Below are 18,297 nucleotides of genomic sequence, written 5' to 3'. Positions count from 1 at the left end.
ACGGCGAGCCGGCGGGCCAGCGGGCCGGCCACGACCGGCAGCAGGTCGCGCGCGGGCAGCCGGCTGGGACGCACGGCGGGCGGGCCGAACGCCCACTCGTCCTCGCCGACCAGGCGCAGGTCGCCGCGGTTGCGGTCGGTGATGCCGTCGACCAGCAGGGCGTGGGCCAGGTCGGGGGAGACCCGCCGGCCGGCGGCGGCCGCCGCGATGTTCAGCCGGCGCAGCGCCTCGAGCTGCTGCGCGGCCGGGAAGAACGGCAGCCGGGGCTCGGCCGTGGCCGTCGACTCCCGCCACGGGGCGACCGAGCCGTCCAGCAGCGCGGCCAGCCATCCCCAGGCGCGGCCGGAGGCCTGGGTCGGGGATCGCTGCACGGCACCAAGGGTAGAGGGCCGCCCGGCCGGCTCCGCGCAGCCACCGAGCAGCCACTAAAGTGGCGGCCGTGGCAAGCGATGCGCGACGCAGGGTCGTCCTGCACATCGGGGCCATGAAGACCGGGACGACCTACCTGCAGGGCAAGGCGTACGCGAACCGCGAGACGCTCCAGGCCGCGGGCGTGTCGATGCCCGGCCTGCGCTGGGCCGACGTCGTGTGGGGCGTCCAGGACCTGCTCGGCATGGGCAAGGGCGACGCCGATCTGCAGCGCCGCAACGCCGGCCGCTGGCAGGCCGTCGTGGACGAGGTGCGGGTCGCGCCGACGCCCACCTCGCTGCTCACCATGGAGTTCTTCGCCTTCGCCAACCGCGCCCAGGCGCGCCGGGCGGTCGAGTCGTTCGCCGGCTGCGACGTCGAGGTGGTCCTGACGGTGCGCGACACCGCCGCCGTCGTACCGGCGCTGTGGCAGACCACCGTGACCAGCGGCGGCACCGTGACCTGGCCACGGTTCCGGGTCGCGTTCCGGTGGTCGGCCGGTGGGCGGGGTGCCGGCGGAGCCGTCCTGAGCCGGGTGCGGCTGCCCACCGCGGTCCGCTTCCAGGAGGCGATCAACATCGCCCGGATCCTGCGGGTCTGGACCTCGGTCCTGCCACCGGAGCGGATCCACGTGATCGTCGTGCCCGGCCCGGATGCGCCCCGCGACCGGCTCTGGGAGCTGTTCTGCGAGGTGGTCGGCGTCGACCCCGCGGTCGCGCCCGAGCCGGGGAAGAACGCCAACGAGTCGCTCGGGTACCCGTCGGCCGAGCTGGTCCGCCGGGTCAACGAGATCATCGAGATCGAGCGCGTCCGCCACCACACGGTCGTCAAGGACGACCTGGGCCACCACACCCTGGGGCGGCGGCGCGCGGCCGAGCGGCGGGCGCGCCTGGACCGGCCCACCCTCGAGGCCGCGCTGCGTTGGAACGCCGCGATCCGCAGGACCGTCGCCGCGTCGGGGGTCCGGGTCCACGGCGACCTCGCGGACCTGCCGGTGGTGCCGCTCGACTCGCACGCGGTCGAGGACCGGCACGAGCCGCCCACCGACGCCGAGCTGCTCGAGGCCGCCGAGTTCGGGTTGCGGCGGCTGCGCCGGCTGGTCGACCGCCGCTCGCGCCGCCTGTTCCAGCCCGAGCGGGCCAAGAAGTTCAAGCGCCGTCTCCGCCGCGCCTCGGTGGGTCCGGCGAACTGGGGGAGCACGCCCGACCCCGTCGCCACCGCGGTCTCCGACCTGGTTCTGTACGCCGACGGGCTGATCCGGCTGCGCAAGGCGCGCGACGAGGCCCGCCGGCGCCGTACCGCCCGCGCCTCCTGACGACGCACCCCTCCAGCGCTAATCGCCGGCTGTGGCGCGCCGAAACGCCACTTTCGGCGCGCCACGACTCACGATTCGGCGAATTGGCCGATGAGATTCTCGAGGAATCTCACTTTCGTCGGCGTGTCGAGTGGAAATTACAACGTTGTAGTTACTCACGAACTCTTCCCAACGGGTGTGACTGGTGTGAAAGTTGCTGCTCGTGTGGTTCCTTCCCCCCACACGATGGAGCAGCAGTCATGTCTGAGCAGCCGACGCCGCGGGCGCTACGCACCCGGTTCGTGACCCTGTGCCAGCAGCTGCTGGCCCTCGCCGTGGTGCTCGCCGTGCTCACCCCGGCGGCCCGCACGATCACCATGGACGTGCGGCCGATGCCGCTGGGCGGGGAGTCCTCGGCGGCCGCGCCCGCCACGCTCTCGGCGTACGTCCGCGCCAGCGTCACCCCGTCGGTCGTCCCGGCCGGCCCGGTGCACGCGAAGGTCGCCACCTACGCGCTCGGCGCCACGAGCCGCTCGACGTTCGCCCCGCGCGTCTCGCCGCGCGGCGGCACCTCGATCCTGACCCGCGCGCTGCCCGTCAAGGACTTCGGCGCGGTCGGCGTGACCTGGGCGCCGGGGCAGTCCGTGCGCTGGTCGGACCTCACGATCCAGGCACGCACCCGGACCGGCACCACCTGGACCGGCTGGACCTCCCTCGGCAGGGACGACATCTCCCCGGACGCCGGCACCGCCGAGGCCCGCGACGAGCGGCCCGGCACCGAGGCCCTGTTCGTGGGTCATGTCGACCGGGTGCAGGTGCGGGTCACCAGCCGCCGCGCCACCCCGAGCGGCCTGCGGCTGTCGGTCATCGACCCCGGTACGCCGGCCCGGACCCGCCTCGAGCGCCCGGCCATCGACACCTCCCAGCTCGACGGCACGGCCGGGGACCAGCAGGCCGTGCTGCGTCGTACGACGACCCCGACCTCGACGACCACCACCACGACCACGACCCCGGCCACCTCGACCCTGACGGCCGCCGGCGTGACCCCGAAGCCGCAGATCTACTCGCGGGCCCAGTGGGGCGCCGACGAGAGCATGCGCGACCCGTCCTCGCTGCACTACGGCCAGGTGCACGCCGGGTTCATCCACCACACCGTCCAGGCCAACAACTACACGCGGGACCAGGTGCCGGCCCTGATCCGGGCCGATTACTACTACCACACGCAGGTCCGCGGCTGGAGCGACATCGGCTACAACTACCTGGTCGACCGGTTCGGGCGGATCTGGGAGGGCCGGTACGGCGGCGTCGACCGCGACCCCGTCGGCGCGCACACGCTCGGCTACAACGACGACTCCTTCGCCGCCTCCGCGATCGGCAACTACCAGGAGGTGCAGCCGACCACCGCGATGGTGCAGGCGTACGCCGCGCTCTTCGCCTGGAAGCTCTCGCTCGCCGGCGTGAAGGCGGGCTCCACCCACCAGTGGGTCACCAAGCGCTACTTCAACGCGATCAACGGTCACCGCGACGCCGGCCAGACGCTGTGCCCGGGCAAGTACCTCTACGCCAAGATCCCGACCATCCGCACCCTGGCCACCCAGATCCAGGCCAGCTGGGCGGAGCGGGGGCTGCACTCCGACCTGGCCGGCAGCTCGGGCCCGGACCTGATCGCGCGGCGCACCAACGACGGTGAGGGCATGATCCTGCCGATCACGGTCAACTCCGACGGCGTCCCGAAGCTGGGCACGCCGATCGACACCGGCATCGACCTGACCGGCGCCACCACGGTGCTCAAGGTCGGCGACTGGGACGGCGACGGCCACGGCGACGTCGTCGTACGCCGCAAGGCCGACCCGCAGGACCTCTACCTCTACCGCGGCACCGGTCGCGGCACCTTCGCGGCGCCCACGCTGCTGACCTCGGCCATGAGGGGCGTGCAGATGCTCGCCGCGGTCGGCGACTTCACCGGCGACGGCCACCCGGACCTGATGGGCGAGACGAGCACGGGCCCGATGTGGCTCTTCCCGGGCTACGGCACCGCGGGCGTCGGTCGCGGGTACGCCGTCTACGGACACCTCGCCGTGCGCAAGCAGATGGGCGTGGGCCGCTGGGACGCCGACGGCGCGCCCGACGTTCTGGTCCGTACGTCGAGCTCGACGCTGACGATGTACTACGGCAACGGACCCGGCCTGATCCGGGGAACGCAGACGCTCGCGTTCGACGCCTCGCCGTACGACCAGGTGGTGGCGGTGTCCTCAGCCAACGACGACGGGCACACCGACCTCGTGGTCCGCGACCTCGCCGGCCGGATGTGGGTGGTGCCGGGCACGACCAGCCGGACCCCGCGCACGCCGATCCCGGTGGGCTACGCGAAGGGGTACAACCTGTTCGGTTGACAGCCCCGCAAGACGGGTCCTGGTCGCTCAGGCAGGGAAGCGGCCGGTCGTGCGCTCGGCGTGTTCTATCGCCTGGAGCCTCGGCTGGTCGGCCTGAGCGACCAGGACCAGCGAGCCGCCGCGAACGAGCGGCTCGAGGAAGGCCGCGAGCCCCGGTGGGGAAGCCGGGTTCGCGGTCGCCAGGAGGCGGCCGCCGTCGGTGAGGAGACTCCCGGCGGCGGCCGCTCCGAGCATCTCGGCCTGGGTGAGCGCGGGCTCGACCGCGAGATCGGTGCCGGTGGGGGCGTCGTACGGGATGAAGGCGTCGGGCTGGGACCAGACCTCGATCCCGACGTCGTGGACGCCGGCCGGAACCGGCTCGCGGAACCGGACGCCCAGCGGCAGCAGCGAGCAGGCCAGCACCTCGGTCGTCGCGGTGCGCCCGGCCCACGCAGCGAGGGTCTCCGGGCCGCAGACCGCCGCCTGCGGGGCGTCGTCCTCGGTCAGCACCAGCCCCGCCGTCCAGGCGGCGCCGAGGAACACCGTGCCGAGCCAGTGGGCGGGCAGGTCGATGCGGATCGTGTCGCCGCGCTCCAGGCCCAGCTCGTCGACCAGCAGCGAGGCCGCCTTCGCCACCCAGTTGGCGTACGTCGTCACCGACAGCTCGACGCGCTCGCCGGTGCTGTCGTCGTAGAAGGTGACCAGCGGCTGGCCGGGGTCGTGGCGCAGGCGCTCGGCGAGGACGGCGGCGAAGGTGTCGGGTGTGGCCACGGTCCGAGCCTAGGAGGCGCCCCGTTAGGGTCGGCCGCATGTCCGAGAGCATCGAGGGTTTCTGGGCGGTCATCCCCTGCGGGGGAGCCGGCACCCGGCTGTGGCCGCTGTCGCGGTCCGGGTCGCCGAAGTTCCTCCACGACCTGACCGGGCAGGGGCGCACCCTGCTGGAGCAGACCCACGACCGGCTCGCCCCGCTGGCCGGCGACCGCTTCCTGGTCGTCACCGGCGAGCGCCACCGCGACGCCGTGCGCTCCCAGCTGGGCTCCCTCGGGACCGACGCGGTGTGGGCCGAGCCCTCCGCACGCGACTCGATGGCCGCCATCGGGCTGGCCGCGGCGGTGCTCGAGGCGCAGGGCGCGGAGGTGATGGGCTCGTTCGCGGCCGACCACGTGATCGCGCAGTCGGACCTCTTCGGGGAGACCGTGCGCCGCGCCGTCGCCGCCGCCCGCGAGGGCTGGCTGGTCACCATCGGCATCGAGCCGACGTTCCCCTCCTCGGCCTTCGGCTACATCCACCAGGGCGACCCGCTGCCCGGGCTGGACGGGGCCTACCGGGTCGTCGAGTTCGTCGAGAAGCCGTCCGTGCCGGTGGCGCAGGAGTACGTCGCGACCGGGCACTTCCGCTGGAACGCCGGCATGTTCGTCGTACGACCCACGGTGCTGCTGGACCTGCTCGGCGAGCGCGACCCGGACTTCGCGAAGAGCCTGCGCGCGATCGCGGCCGACCCCTCGCGGCTGGGCGAGCTGTGGGACACGCTGCCGCGCATCGCCATCGACCACGCCGTCGCCGAGCCGGCCGCCGCGGCGGGCCGGGTGGCCGTCGTACCGGGCGCGTTCGACTGGGACGACGTCGGCGACTTCGACTCCCTCGCCGGCCTGCTCGGGGACCGCCACGAGCTCACCGTCCTCGGCGACGAGAGCCTGCTGCACGCCGAGGAGGCGACCGGCCTGGTCGTCCCCGGCGGCGGGCGGTTCGTGGCCGTCATCGGCCTCGACGACGTCGTCGTCATCGACACCCCCGACGCCCTCCTGGTCACGACGCGGGAGCGGGCCCAGGCCGTGAAGTCGGTCGTCGCCGCGCTCAAGGAGAACGGCCGCACCGACCTGACGTGACGGTGGTTTCGATACGTCGCTCGCTGGCGCTCGCTCCTACTCAACCAGCGACCGGGGGCGGAGCGCCGAAGTCTTGCCGCCAGGCCAAGGCAGGACCTACGCGAGACAACCGCGTGCGAGCAAGGCGCCGATAGCGGCGACGGGCTCGCGCCAATCAGCAGGCAAGGCGCCGATAGCGGCGACGCGCTCGCGCCGACTCACTGCATCTGGTAGCCGCCGATGGGCTCGGGCGCGTCGGTGTAGGGGTACTTCTTCATGAAGTCCTGGAGCGCGGCACCGCTGGGGGCCGAGCAGTACTGCCACACCCCGAGCGGCTTGCCGCTGGCACCGGCGGTCCAGTGCGTGAAGGCGATGTGCTCGCCGTCGGGGAAGGTCGTCGGCTGACCCTTCTTGACCTGCTTCTGGTCCGCGGCGGTCCACGGGACGGCCTTGAACGAGAGCCGGTTGTTGGTGTCGTTCACGTCGAGGACCCGGGCGATGCCCTTGATCTGGTCCATGAAGTCGGAGTTCTTGGCGGCGGTCTCGTCGTACCAGAGGATCGTGTAGCCGTGCTCGAGGTTGTGCACGAGCTGCTCGAGCCGGATGGGGTCGTTCTCGCTGTAGAAGCGCTGCTCCATGGGAGCGGGGGCGACGCCCGCGACGTTCCAGTGCTTGCCGTACGCCGGCGGGGCGTAGTCGTAGGTGACCGTGGTGCCCTCGGCCACGTGCTGCTGCGCCTTGCCGGCGTCGCGGGTGATGACCGGCTGGCAGACCGATGCGGCCGCGCCGATCTCGCTCAGCGACTTGCCCTTGTACTTCTGGTTCTCGGCCCAGTTCTTGATCGGCTTGTACGCCGCCGCGCCGATGATGCCCAGCGCCACGATGACGCAGATCGCGACGATCATCGTGCCCTGACGGTTCGCGGCGCGCTTCTGCTTGCGCCGGATGTCGTCGATGACCTTCTGGCGCTCCGAGCGTTCGGACTTGCTGGGCTTGGCCACGGTCGCGGTACCTCGAGGTCTTGGTGGGCGGGTCGGTCGGGCGCGAGTCTACGGAAGCCGTGGGCGGAGGCGGAGACCGACACCGTCTGGTGAGCAGGTCCAGCCGTGCGCGAACCCCACGGCGCGTACGACGTCGGCCCGGTCGCCGGGGCACTCCACCGAGTCGCCGGTGGCCACGGCGCCCACGCCGACCCGGCTCAGTGCCGCGAGGAGCTCCTCCGCAGCCGCGGGTGAGCCGAAGGGCGCGGCGTCCTCGGGAGCGGCGGTGAGGGCCCGCAGGACGGCCTCGCGGGCGCCGTACCCGAACAGGTCGCCGCCGTCCGCGCGGATCAGCGCCACGGCACCGGGACCGTCCTCGCCGGCCGGCAGCACCAGGTCGGCCCGGCCGCGGACGACCGCGCAGGGGCGGGCGCCGAGCTTGCCCTGGGCGAGCTCGGCGGCGGAGGCGATCTCGTCGGCGACCGCGGGCGCGGTCACGACGAGCGGGTTGCCGTGGGCGTCCTCACGACCCTCGAAGCTCTCCGCCACCACGACCCCCGCGGCCCCGACGGCGATGTCGGTCTGGCCCTCGCGCCAGGCGCGCCCGGCGGTGTCGGTGACGATGACCCCGACGTTCACGCCGAGCCGCGAGGCGACCGCGGCCCGCAGCGACCGGGCGGACCGGTCGGGGTTCTCGGGCAGCAGCACGATCGAGCCGACCGCGACGTTGGACGCGTCGACGCCGGCCGCGGCCATGGTCAGCCCGAGCCGGTTGCGCACGATCCGGGTGGCGCCGCGCGTCGCGACGACCCGCTCGGTCTCCCGGGTGATCCACTCCTCGCGGTCCCCGGTGACGACGCGGCCCTCGGCCTTGCTGACGACCTTGCTGGTGACGACGAGGATGTCGCCGTCGCGCAGGTCGAGCAGCGGCAGCAGCACCGCGGCCAGGTCGGTGCCCGCCGCGATCTCCGGCACCCCGTCGGGTGCGCTCACCTGCAGCGTCATGGCATCAGACCAGCGCGATCGCGGCGGCGGCCATCGCCGCGGTGGCGTCGTGGTCGGTCATCATCAGCGGTACGGCGGCGCAGGCGATCCCCGCCGCCGTCACCCGCTCCACCTGCGCGGCGTCGCGCGAGTCGACCAGCCAGCCGTCCAGCACGCCACCGGAGCCACGGGCGCCGTAGTCCAGCGCGACCCCGGCCGCGCTGACCTCGACGCCGATCGAGGTCAGCATCTGCTCGGCCATCCCGCGCACGTGCGACTCCCCGACGATGGGGGAGAGCCCGACGACCGGGGCGGCCGTCGCGCGGACCGCGTCGCGGATGCCGGGCACCCCGAGGATCGTGCCGACCGACACCACCGGGTTCGAGGGCGGCAGGATCACCAGGTCGGTGTCCGTGATCGCCGCGAGGACGCCGGGTGCCGGCGTGCTGCTCTCGATGCCGACCGCGACGACGGTCTCGGCGGGCACCTCGGCGCGCAGCCGCACCCAGTACTCCTGGAAGTGCACCACCCGCTTGCCGCTCGGCGTCGACGGGTCGGCGACGGCCACGTGGGTCTCCACGCGGTCGTCGGTCATCGGCAGCAGGCGCAGCGCCTCGCCGTACGCCGGCGTCAGCCACCGCCGGCACAGCGCCTCGGTGACCTGGGAGAGCGGGTAGCCGGCCTCCAGCATCTGGGTGCGCACCAGGTGGGTGGCGATGTCGCGGTCGCCGAGTCCGAACCAGGTCGGCTCGACGCCGTACGCCGCCAGCTCCTCCTTCGCGCTCCACGTCTCGGCCCGCCGGCCCCAGCCCCGGTCGAGGTCGATGCCGTCGCCCAGGGTGTACATCACGGTGTCCAGGTCCGGGCAGACCTTGAGGCCGTGGACCCACCAGTCGTCGCCGGTGTTGGCGATGACGGTGACCACGGCGTCGGCCGCGACGCCGGGCAGCGTGCCGCTGCGGATGCCGTGCAGGAGACCCTGCAGGAACTTCGCCCCGCCCATGCCTCCGGAGAGGACCGTCAGGCGTCGGATCGGCTCGCTGCGCACGGGGTCAACCATGGGGAGAACTCTGCCCGACCGGTCCGATCGACCGGGACGGAGGCCTGATCCGGTACGGGACTGCCGGGTTATAGCAGGGTTCGGGGTTGACTCACGGGTATGACATGCGTGTAATTTCATCTATGTCGTTCTCCGGCGTGGCCGGTTGACAGGGGAAGTTCGACAGGCGCTTCCGACGGGGACGACTACGCAGGCGGATCATCCGCCTGGGGTCGAAAGGGGCGGAACCGTGAGGGAACTATTTCTCGTAGAGGCGGAGTCCGAGGAGACCGGTTGGCAGGAGCGCGCGCTGTGCGCCCAGACCGATCCCGAGGCATTCTTCCCGGAGAAGGGCGGCTCGACGCGCGAGGCCAAGAAGGTCTGCCAGACCTGCGAGGTCCGTGGCGAGTGCCTGGAGGCCGCGCTCGGCAACGACGAGCGGTTCGGCATCTGGGGCGGGCTCTCCGAGCGTGAGCGCCGCAAGCTCAAGAAAAGGGCCGTTTGACGCGGACGCTGGTTCGACCGCTTCACCCCACGCCACGTAGGGTGAGCGGTCGTGTCAGCGTCGGTGTCGGTGGTCCTGGTCAGCCATGACGGCGCCTCCTGGTTGGGGCCGGTTCTGGCGGGCATCGCGGCGCAGACCGCGCCCATCTCCTCGGTCGTCGCGGTCGACACCGGGAGCAAGGACGACAGCGCCGAGCTGATCGAGTCCGGGCTCGGTGCGGGTGCGATCCCGGCGGCGGTCCTCCGCGCCGACAGCGCCACCTCCTACCCGCGCGCGGTGGCCCTCGCCACCGGCGCGCTGGCCGACAACGGCCACGAGCCGGAGTGGCTGTGGCTGCTCCACGACGACTCCAACCCCGACCCGGGTGCGCTCGCCGCGCTGCTCGCGGCCGCCGAGGCCCGCCCCGACGCCGACATCCTCGGCCCCAAGCTGCGCGAGTGGCCCTCTCTCAAGCGCCTGCTCGAGCTGGGTGTCACGATCAGCGGCACCGGACGTCGTGAGACCGGCCTGGAGCGCGGCGAGTACGACCAGGGCCAGCACGACGAGGTCCGCGAGGTGCTCGCGGTCAACAGCGCCGGCATGCTGATCCGCCGCACGGTCCTCGAGGAGCTCGGCGGCTTCGACGAGCAGCTGCCGATGTTCGGCAACGACATCGATCTGGGGTGGCGGGCCGCCGCCGCGGGCCGCACCGCGCTGATCGTCCCGCAGGCGGTGGTCTTCCACGCCGAGTCCGCGCACCGCGGCGTACGACGCACGCCGCTGACCGGCCGGCACACGCACTACCAGGAGCGGCGCGCCGCGATCTACACGCTGCTGGCCAACTGCCACCCCGCGTGGCTGCCGTTCCAGGGCCTGCGGCTTCTGCTCGGCTCGCTGGTGCGGATGATCGGGTTCCTGGTGGTGCGCAGCGCCGGCGAGGCGCTCGACGAGCTCGCCGCGGCGCTGGCCGTCCTCGCGCACCCCTTCCAGATCCTCTCCGCCCGCCGGGTGCGGCGCTCCCGCTCGGGCTCCCGCTACGACCGCGAGCGGGTACGCCGCCTCCTGCCCGCCTGGTGGGTGCCCTACCGGCACGGGCTGGACTTCCTCGTCGACCTGTTCGCCGCGGCCAGCAACCAGGCCGCCGACGTGGCCGAGCGGCGCCGGATCGCCGCCGCCGAGAAGGACCCCGCCCAGCAGGCCGCCGCGCGGCACCGCACCGACGAGGACGACTTCGAGGACACCGGCTGGATCGTCCGCTTCTTCACCAGCCCCCTCGCCATCGCCTTCGCCGTGGTCGGGTTCGCGCTGGTCGTGGGCGCGCGCAGCGCCTTCGGCGACGTGGCCGGCGGCGCGCTCTCCCCGGCGCCCACGGGCCGCGGCACCTGGTGGGCGCTGCACCTGGAGAGCTGGCACGCGATCGGCTTCGGCACCGGCGTCCCCGCTCCGGCGTACGTCGCCCCGCTCGCGCTGCTCGGCACCGTCTTCGGGCCCGGACTCACGATGTCGCTGCTGCTCATCTGTGCCGCGCCCGTCGCGCTGTGGGGCGCGTGGCGCTTCCTGCGGGTGGTCGGGCGCCTGGTGTCGCCGCGCGGCGCGAACCGGTGGCTGCTGCTGTGGGCCTCGACCGGCTACGCGCTGATCCCGCTCGTCGCGGGCGCCTGGGGGAGCGGTCGCTGGGGTGTCGTGGTCGCGGCCGCCGTGCTGCCGTGGATGGGCCACGCCGCGCTCGGCTTCGCCGAGCCCGCCCCCGAGCGCCGCTGGCGGGCCGCCTGGCGCGCCGGGCTGCTGCTCGCGCTGCTCACCGCCTTCGCGCCGCTGATGTGGTGGCTGTTCCTGCTGCTCGCCGGCGCCGTCCTCGGCCTGGCCACGGTGGTCGTCCGCGCCGCCGTCGCCGACCGGTCGGTCTGGGGCCCGCCGGTCGCCGCGCTCGCGCTGCCCCTGGTGCTCCTGGCCCCGTGGTGGCTGCCGTCGCTGTGGGAGGGCGCCGGCGCCGGCCTGCTGCTCGACATCGGCCGCTGGCCGACCGCGCCGACCAGCGGCGTCGACCTGCTCCTGGGCCGCCTGGGTGGCGTCGGTGCGCCGGCCTGGCTCGGGGTGCTCGTCCCCGTGCTCGCCCTGCTCGCCCTCATCCCGCGCGCCACCCGCGCCGGGGTCGTCGTCTGCTGGCTGGTCGCCGCGGTCGCCGCCGTGGTCGCGCTGCCGATGGGCCGGATCACCCTCACGCTGCCGGGCCTGCAGCACCAGCAGCCGGGCCTCGGCGCGATCGTGCTGGTGCTCGGCGGCGCCTGGCTCACGGCGATCCTGCTGGGCTCGCTCGCGCTGCGCGACGTGGTGCTCCCGAAGGTGGCGCAGGGTGCCGTCGCCGTGTGCGGCGTCGCCGCCATCGCCGTACCCGTCGCCGGGCTGGGCTGGTTCGCGATCGGCGGCGGCAACGAGCTGCCCGCCGAGGCCGACACCGGCGTCCCCGTGTTCATGCAGCAGCAGGCCGAGCGGGGCGACCGCTTCGGCATCCTCGTCCTGCGCGGCAGCGTCGCCGACGGTCTGCGCTACCAGGTGGTCCGCGGCGACGGCCCGACCGTCGGCGAGGACGAGATCGAGGCGCTCACGCCCGCCTCGGCGGCCGTCCACAGCGTGCTCCAGGACCTCGTCACGGTGCCGTCGCCGACGGCGGTCGCCGATCTGCGCGAGCGCGGCATCGAGTACATCGTCGAGCCCGCGCCCGGTGACGGTGCCGTGGCCCAGCGCCTCGACGCCACCGCCGGCCTGGTCCGCGCGAGCACGGCCGACCGTGAGACGCGGGCGTGGGAGGTCGTCGGCCAGCCGCCGGCCGACGCGACCGCAGGGCCCCGCGACTGGCCGCGCATCCTGCTGCTCGTCGTCCAGCTCGTCGCGACCGTGGTCGTCGTCGTCCTCGCCCTGCCCGAGATCCGAAGGAGCCGGTCATGACCGAGCCGCGTTCGACCCGCCGGGCGGACACGCACGCCACGGCTCCGGGCCGCCGCTCCGGCGGCGGCCGCAAGATCGACCTGCTGGTGGCCCTCGCCGTCGCGCTGCCCGCGGTGGCGACGATCGCCCTGGCCGCAGTGGGTGGCGGCAGCGACCCGTCGGCGGGCAGCCTCCCGCCGGTCTCGACCGCGCTCACCTCGGCGACGCTGGTGTGTCCGGCCGCGCTCCACCCGCACGCGGAGCCGGTCCTCGTGGCGCGCGCGCCCCGCGTCGCCGGTGGCCCGGTCCGGGTCAGCCGGCCCGGCGCCGGTGGCCTCCTGGGAGCGGGGAGCTCCGTCACCGCGACCCTGGACCGCCCCGGCCGGGTCGGCGGAGCCGGTACGTCGGTCATCACCGCCTCCGGCGCGGCCGCCCCCGGCCTGGTGGCCGGGCGCCGGGAGCCCGACGCGGCCGCCGCCTGCCTGACCCCCGCCTACGACGAGTGGTACGTCGGCATCGGGGCCTCGGCCGTCAACGACTCGGTCATGACCCTGGTCAACCCCGACGGCGGCCAGGCCGTCGTCGACATCGACCTGCTCGGCCCGAACGGCCCCACCGAGGCCTCCGCGCTGCGCGGGATGGTCGTGCCCGGCCACCGCGCGGTGACCGTCGACCTCGGCCGCAAGGCGCCGAACCGGCTCACCCTCGCCGCCCACGTGCTGGTCTCCCGGGGCCGGGTGGGCGTGAGCGTGGAGCACCGCTACGACCGGCTCGGTGGCGCCCCGGTCGTCAGCGACCACCTGCCCGAGCTCGACGAGCCCTCGACCGACGGAGTGCTGCTGGGCGCCACGGTGACCGGCCAGGCGCTGATGCTGGCCAACCCGGGCGACGAGGACGCCCAGGCGACGATCCGGGTGGTCAACGGCGAGTCGGTGTTCACCCCGACCGGCACCAAGCCCGTCGTCGTACCCGCGCAGAGCCTGGTGCGCGTCCCCCTGCGGACCGTCGTGCCCAAGACCGCGCTGAGCGGGATGCTGGGCCTGGTGGTGCAGTCCGACCAGCCGCTGTTCGCCACCTCGCGCGGCATGGTGGGCGGCGACCTCAGCGTGGTCGGCATGTCGCCCACGGTGACCGGGCCGACGGCCGCCATCGTCCCCGACGGCGCGTCCCGGCTGGTGCTCGCCGGCGCGCTGCGCACCGGCGTGGTCAACGTGACGGTCCGCAACGCGGCCGGTCGCGTGCTGATCCAGAAGGCGGTGCCGCTCACGGCCCAGGCCGGCGTCTCCGTCGTGCTGCCGCGGAGCGCCGCGATCGTGACCCTCGACCCGCGCAACACCTCGGTGGCGGCGAGCCTGGTCACCTCGACCCGCAGCGGCGGCTCGGTGGTCCCGATCCGCGACACGGTGGCCACCGCCTCCGTGCCGGCGGTCGTCCCGGAGTGAGGTACGACGGCGGACGTCAGTCCTCGTCGACGTAGCGGGGGTCGACCTGCGAGGGCTCGATGCCCAGGATGTCGGCGACCTGCTCGACGATCACGGTGAGGACGAGGGCCTCGACGTCGGCGCGGTCGCGGCAGCGGTGCTCGACCGGCCGGCGGAACACCACCAGGCGCGTCGGCGCGCCCTTGCGGCGTACGACCGACGACAGCGGCACTTGGCCGTCCTTCCAGTCGTCGGGGAGCACGGGGATGTCCTCGACGGCGTACTCGATCGGGCCGAGGTGCTCGGCCCACCGGGTGTCGATCTCGGTGACGATGTCGAGCACCGTGCGGTCGAACGCCTCGCGCCGGAGGCGGGTCAGCGGCGGCTGCGGCGAGAGGGCCGAGGGCAGGACCGCGGGCCCGCGCTGTCCACGGCCGCGACGATCGCGTCGCCGGGCCCCCTGATCCATGACCGCGAGCCTATCCGCCGCGCGAGGGACGGAGCGGTAGCGTTCGCGACGTGAGTCTGGCCCGGCGTTGCTCCCGTACGGCGTGTCAGCGTCCCGCCGTGGCGACGCTGACCTACGTGTACGGCGACCAGACGGCCGTCCTCGGTCCGCTGGCGACCTACGCCGAGCCGCACGCCTACGACCTGTGCGACGTGCACAGCGAGCGGCTCTCCGCGCCTCGCGGCTGGGAGGTCGTCCGGCTCGCCCTCGGCTCCCGCGAGCCGCAGCCCTCCGAGGACGACCTGCTCGCCCTCGCCGACGCCGTCCGCGAGGCCGGCCGACCGCTGATCCAGCGGGCCCCCATCGAGGTGGAGCGCCCGCAGGAGCCCGGTCGCGAGGTCGCCCGCCGCGGTCACCTGCGGGTCCTCAGCTCCGACTGAGCCACCACTGACCCAGCACTGAGCCACCACTGACCCAGCACTGACGTACGACGGCTCAGGCGGCATCCACTAGGGTCCGTCGTATGCCCAGTGGCACCACCTCCACGGACAACCTGACCAAGGTCTTCAAGGCCTACGACGTGCGCGGCACGGTGCCGGACCAGCTCGACGAGGACCTCGCCCGGGCGACCGGCGCGGCGTACGTCGAGGTCCTCGGGGTCGACGCCCTCGTCGTCGGCTACGACATGCGCCCCAGCTCGCCGGGCCTCGCGGGCGCGTTCGCCGACGGCGCGACCTCCGCGGGAGCCGACGTGACGATGATCGGCCTGGCCTCGACCGACCAGCTCTACTTCGCCTCGGGGCACCTCAACCTGCCTGGCGCGATGTTCACCGCCAGCCACAACCCGGCGCAGTACAACGGCATCAAGATGTGCCGCGCGCTCGCGCAGCCGGTCGGTGTCGACACCGGCCTGGCCGAGATCCGCGACCGGGTCGCCTCCGGCGCCGCGCCCGCACCGGGCGGCCGCGAGGGCAGCATCGACAACACCGACGTGCTGCAGGCGTACGCCGCCCACCTACTCGCCCTCGCGCCGGTCTCCGGCCGGCGGCTGAAGGTGGTCGTCGACGCCGGCAACGGCATGGCGGGGCACACCGCGCCCGCGGTCTTCGCGCGGCTCGGGGACCAGGTCGAGGTCGTGCCGATGTACTTCGAGCTCGACGGCACCTTCCCGAACCATGAGGCCAACCCGATCGAGGCCGCCAACCTGGTGGACCTGCAGAAGCGGGTGCTGGCCGAGAAGGCCGACATCGGCCTGGCCTTCGACGGCGACGCGGACCGCTGCTTCCTGGTCGACGAGCGGGGGGTCGCGGTCTCGCCGTCCACCCTCACCGCGCTGATCGCGGCCCGCGAGCTCGCCAAGGAGCCCGGCGCGACGATCATCCACAACCTGATCACCTCGCGTGCCGTGCCGGAGATCGTCGAGGAGCACGGCGGCAAGCCGGTCCGCACCCGTGTGGGCCACTCCTACATCAAGGCCACGATGGCCGAGACCGACGCCATCTTCGGCGGCGAGCACAGCGGTCACTTCTACTTCCGCGACTTCTGGCGCGCCGACTCCGGGATGTTGGCCGCGCTGCACGCGCTGGCGGCGCTCGCCGAGTCCGACCAGCCGCTGTCCGGGCTGTTGAAGGCCTACGAGCGCTACCCGATGAGCGGCGAGATCAACTCCACCGTCGAGGACCAGCAGGCCGTGCTGGCGCGGCTCGAGGCGACCTACGGCGGCCGCGAGGACGTCGACCTGGACCACCTGGACGGGCTCAGCGTGACCCACCCCGACTGGGCGTTCAACGTGCGCGCCTCCAACACCGAGCCGCTGCTGCGGCTCAATGCGGAAGGAAGGGACGAAGCGACCATGGCGACCATCCGCGACGAGGTCCTCGCGATCATCCGGGGCACGGCATGAGCGCCGCCGGGCTGCCCGCCGAGCTGCTCGACATCGTGGTCTGCCCCGACTGCCGGGGCACGGTCGCGCCGGCCGGCGACGAGCTGGTCTGCGGCACGTGCGGGCTGGCCTACCCGGTCGTGGACGGGATCCCGGTCCTGCTCGTCGACGAGGCCCGGCGCCCGTAATGGTCTGGTTCGACGAGTCCCGCCTGGACGACGAGATCGCGCTGGGGGCGGCGGACGTCCGCTTCCGCACCCTCGCCGAGTCCGGTGCGCGCGTACGCCGGGAGGTCGGCGACTCCGCGGAGGCGATCGCCGAGGCGGTGGCCCGGGCGGCCGACGCCCGCCCGCGGGCCGTGATCGCCGCCGGGCCCGACTCGCGGCTGCTGCGTGCGGTGCTCGAGCCGGTGTGCCCGGTCCCGTTCGTCGCGTGGCCGAACCCCTCGCTGCCCGGCTGGGCCGGTGCGCTGGACCTCGTCGTGGTCCTCGCCCCCGAGGGCAACGACCCCGGCGCGGCCTCCGCCGTGGCCGAGGCGTCGCGCCGCGGCTGCCAGCTCGTGGTGGCGTGCCCGCCGGGCTCGATGGTCGCCGAGCACACGGGGTCCAAGTGGGCCACGATCCTGCCGACCAGCACCGGCGACCAGCTCGCCATCGCGGTCGCGATGCTCTCCTTCCTGCACCAGGTCGCGCTCGGCCCGGTCGCCAGCCCGGACGCCGTCGCTGAGGCCCTCGACGCGGTCGCCATCGACTGCGCCCCGCGCCGCGACCTGTCGATCAACCCCGCCAAGATGCTCGCGATCGCCCTGGCCGACGCCAACCCGCTGGTGTGGGGCGGCTCGGTGCTCGCCGCGCGGGCGGCCCGCCGCGTGGCGGAGTCGATCCGGCGTACCTCTGGCCGCACGGCGCTGGCCGGCGACGCCGAGCACCTGCTCCCGGTCATCGAGGCCGCCCGGCCGCGCACCGTGTTCGACGACCCGTTCGCCGACGAGGAGGGCGACCTCCGGCCGGTGCTGCTGATCCTCGACGACGGCGCCGACGAGCCGGTCGTGCTCGAGCAGCGGGCGCGGCTCGAGGCGGCGGCCGGCACCCATGGGGTCCGGGTCGAGACCGTCTCCGCCGAGGCCGACGGCGACGTCGCGCGCTACGCCTCCCTGCTGCTCAGCGGCACCTACGCCGCCGAGTACCTCCGCCTCGGCCTGGTCAACGACTGACGCCGTGTCTGCCGGACTCTTCGGGCTCCTCGACGATGTCGCGACCCTGGCCAAGCTGGCGGCCGCCTCGATGGACGACATCGGGGCTGCGGCCGGCAAGGCGACGACCAAGGCGGCCGGCGTCGTCATCGACGACACCGCGGTCACGCCGCAGTACGTCCACGGCATCGCCGCGCACCGTGAGCTGCCGATCATCAGGAAGATCGCGGTCGGCTCGCTGCGCAACAAGCTGCTGATCATCCTGCCGGTGGCGCTGCTGCTCAGCGAGTTCCTGCCGGACCTGCTCGCGCCGATCCTCATGCTGGGCGGCACCTACCTCGCCTTCGAGGGCGCCGAGAAGGTCTGGGAGCGGATCAGCCACCACGACGACCACGTCGGCGACCTCGCCACCCCCGATCCGGCCGTCACCGCGCCGGACGAGGCCACGGTGATCAAGCAGGCGGTCCGCACCGACCTGATCCTCTCGGCCGAGATCATGGTGATCGCCCTGGACTCGGTGGCCGACCAGGGCTTCTGGGCGCGCCTCGCCGTCCTCGTGGTGGTCGCGCTGGTCATCACGGTCGGCGTGTACGGCGTCGTCGGGCTGCTGGTCAAGATGGACGACGTGGGCCTGGCCCTCGCCGAGCGCGGCCGCGGGGCGGTCGCCCGGTTCGGGGCGGGGCTGGTCGCGGCCATGCCGCACGTCCTGGCCGCGATCGCCGTCATCGGCACCGTCGCGATGCTCTGGGTGGGCGGCCACATCCTCATCGCCCAGTCCAGCGAGGTCGGCTGGCACGGTCCGTACGACGCGCTGCACCACCTCGAGCACACCGTGCACCACCATGTCGACGTCCCGGTGCTCGGCCCGACGCTGGCCTGGCTCAGCGCGACCGCCGTCTCGGCGGTCGTGGGCCTGGTGATCGGCGCGATCGTCGTACTGGCCCTGCACCTGCTGCCGCGCAACCGCCGCCACGCCGACCGGGCCGGCGACTCCGACCACTAG

Annotated in this window: 17 protein-coding genes; 11 read left to right on the top strand and 6 right to left on the bottom strand. The window is 73.9% G+C overall.

The window, feature by feature from the left end; genetic code table 11:
* Positions 1–371: hypothetical protein (locus ACYU8V_RS21560; protein WP_460850293.1), on the bottom strand; the 371-nt coding region annotated here is incomplete at its 3' end.
* 68 nt (positions 372–439) lie between these two features.
* Here ACYU8V_RS21560 and ACYU8V_RS21555 point away from each other — a divergent pair.
* Together ACYU8V_RS21555 and ACYU8V_RS21550 are read left to right on the top strand one after the other, a co-directional pair.
* Positions 440–1,723, top strand: a complete 1,284-nt coding sequence (locus tag ACYU8V_RS21555; protein WP_460850292.1) for a hypothetical protein — start codon at positions 440–442, stop codon at positions 1,721–1,723.
* A 239-nt stretch (positions 1,724–1,962) separates the two neighbouring features.
* Complete coding sequence (locus ACYU8V_RS21550) at positions 1,963–4,095, top strand: FG-GAP-like repeat-containing protein (RefSeq protein ID WP_460850291.1); 2,133 nt, start codon at positions 1,963–1,965, stop codon at positions 4,093–4,095.
* Positions 4,096–4,122: 27 nt separating this feature from the next.
* Here the strand turns inward: ACYU8V_RS21550 and ACYU8V_RS21545 are convergent, their stop codons facing one another.
* Positions 4,123–4,845, bottom strand: coding sequence for a TIGR03089 family protein (locus tag ACYU8V_RS21545; protein WP_460850290.1), 723 nt, complete (start codon positions 4,843–4,845; stop codon positions 4,123–4,125).
* Between the two features lie 38 nt (positions 4,846–4,883).
* Here ACYU8V_RS21545 and ACYU8V_RS21540 point away from each other — a divergent pair, with 38 nt between their 5' ends.
* On the top strand, positions 4,884–5,960 hold the full coding sequence (locus tag ACYU8V_RS21540; RefSeq protein WP_460850289.1) for a mannose-1-phosphate guanylyltransferase: 1,077 nt from the start codon (positions 4,884–4,886) through the stop codon (positions 5,958–5,960).
* 197 nt (positions 5,961–6,157) lie between these two features.
* On the opposite strand, the gene ACYU8V_RS21535 is transcribed toward ACYU8V_RS21540, so the two are convergent.
* The 3 genes from ACYU8V_RS21535 to cofD are packed head-to-tail and all read right to left on the bottom strand — an operon-like array spanning position 6,158 to position 8,963.
* A complete protein-coding gene (locus ACYU8V_RS21535) occupies positions 6,158–6,940 on the bottom strand; it encodes a DUF3105 domain-containing protein (protein ID WP_460850288.1) in 783 nt (260 codons plus the stop codon).
* Between the two features lie 48 nt (positions 6,941–6,988).
* Positions 6,989–7,924, bottom strand: a complete 936-nt coding sequence (locus ACYU8V_RS21530; RefSeq protein WP_460850287.1) for a coenzyme F420-0:L-glutamate ligase — start codon at positions 7,922–7,924, stop codon at positions 6,989–6,991.
* A gap of 4 nt (positions 7,925–7,928) precedes the next feature.
* The gene (gene cofD, locus ACYU8V_RS21525; protein WP_460850286.1) at positions 7,929–8,963 is read right to left on the bottom strand and encodes a 2-phospho-L-lactate transferase; all 1,035 of its coding nucleotides are present in this window, start codon (positions 8,961–8,963) and stop codon (positions 7,929–7,931) included.
* Between the two features lie 229 nt (positions 8,964–9,192).
* Here cofD and ACYU8V_RS21520 point away from each other — a divergent pair, with 229 nt between their 5' ends.
* From ACYU8V_RS21520 to ACYU8V_RS21510, 3 genes are read left to right on the top strand one after another with little or no spacing between them, the layout of a single operon-like run.
* A complete protein-coding gene (locus ACYU8V_RS21520; protein ID WP_460786665.1) occupies positions 9,193–9,447 on the top strand; it encodes a WhiB family transcriptional regulator in 255 nt (84 codons plus the stop codon).
* 51 nt (positions 9,448–9,498) lie between these two features.
* Positions 9,499–12,372 carry a glycosyltransferase gene (locus tag ACYU8V_RS21515; protein ID WP_460850285.1) on the top strand — a complete coding sequence of 958 codons (2,874 nt, stop codon included), beginning with the start codon at positions 9,499–9,501 and terminating at the stop codon, positions 12,370–12,372.
* Positions 12,369–13,793: a DUF5719 family protein gene (locus ACYU8V_RS21510; protein WP_460850284.1), complete on the top strand. Its 1,425-nt coding sequence runs from the start codon at positions 12,369–12,371 to the stop codon at positions 13,791–13,793. The genes ACYU8V_RS21515 and ACYU8V_RS21510 overlap by 4 nt, the downstream gene beginning before the upstream one ends.
* A 16-nt stretch (positions 13,794–13,809) precedes the next feature.
* Here ACYU8V_RS21510 and ACYU8V_RS21505 read toward each other — a convergent pair whose 3' ends face one another.
* Positions 13,810–14,241 (bottom strand): metallopeptidase family protein, encoded by a 432-nt coding sequence (locus tag ACYU8V_RS21505; RefSeq protein ID WP_460850283.1) that lies wholly within the window; start codon positions 14,239–14,241, stop codon positions 13,810–13,812.
* Between the two features lie 50 nt (positions 14,242–14,291).
* Here ACYU8V_RS21505 and ACYU8V_RS21500 point away from each other — a divergent pair, with 50 nt between their 5' ends.
* The 5 genes from ACYU8V_RS21500 (at position 14,292) to ACYU8V_RS21480 (ending at position 18,297) form a co-directional block, all read left to right on the top strand.
* Positions 14,292–14,660 (top strand): DUF3499 domain-containing protein, encoded by a 369-nt coding sequence (locus ACYU8V_RS21500; RefSeq protein WP_460850282.1) that lies wholly within the window; start codon positions 14,292–14,294, stop codon positions 14,658–14,660.
* An 83-nt stretch (positions 14,661–14,743) separates the two neighbouring features.
* Complete coding sequence (locus tag ACYU8V_RS21495) at positions 14,744–16,123, top strand: phosphomannomutase/phosphoglucomutase (RefSeq protein WP_460850281.1); 1,380 nt, start codon at positions 14,744–14,746, stop codon at positions 16,121–16,123.
* A complete protein-coding gene (locus ACYU8V_RS21490; protein WP_460850280.1) occupies positions 16,120–16,290 on the top strand; it encodes a Trm112 family protein in 171 nt (56 codons plus the stop codon). The genes ACYU8V_RS21495 and ACYU8V_RS21490 overlap by 4 nt, the downstream gene beginning before the upstream one ends.
* Positions 16,290–17,315: an SIS domain-containing protein gene (locus ACYU8V_RS21485; RefSeq protein ID WP_460850279.1), complete on the top strand. Its 1,026-nt coding sequence runs from the start codon at positions 16,290–16,292 to the stop codon at positions 17,313–17,315. The genes ACYU8V_RS21490 and ACYU8V_RS21485 overlap by 1 nt, the downstream gene beginning before the upstream one ends.
* Positions 17,316–17,319: 4 nt before the next feature.
* Positions 17,320–18,297, top strand: coding sequence for a DUF808 domain-containing protein (locus ACYU8V_RS21480; protein WP_460850278.1), 978 nt, complete (start codon positions 17,320–17,322; stop codon positions 18,295–18,297).

Source organism: Nocardioides ultimimeridianus, from assembly GCF_054777895.1.
The sequence above is the reverse complement of the archived record's forward strand: the minus strand, read 5'-3'. Positions and strand labels throughout refer to the sequence as shown.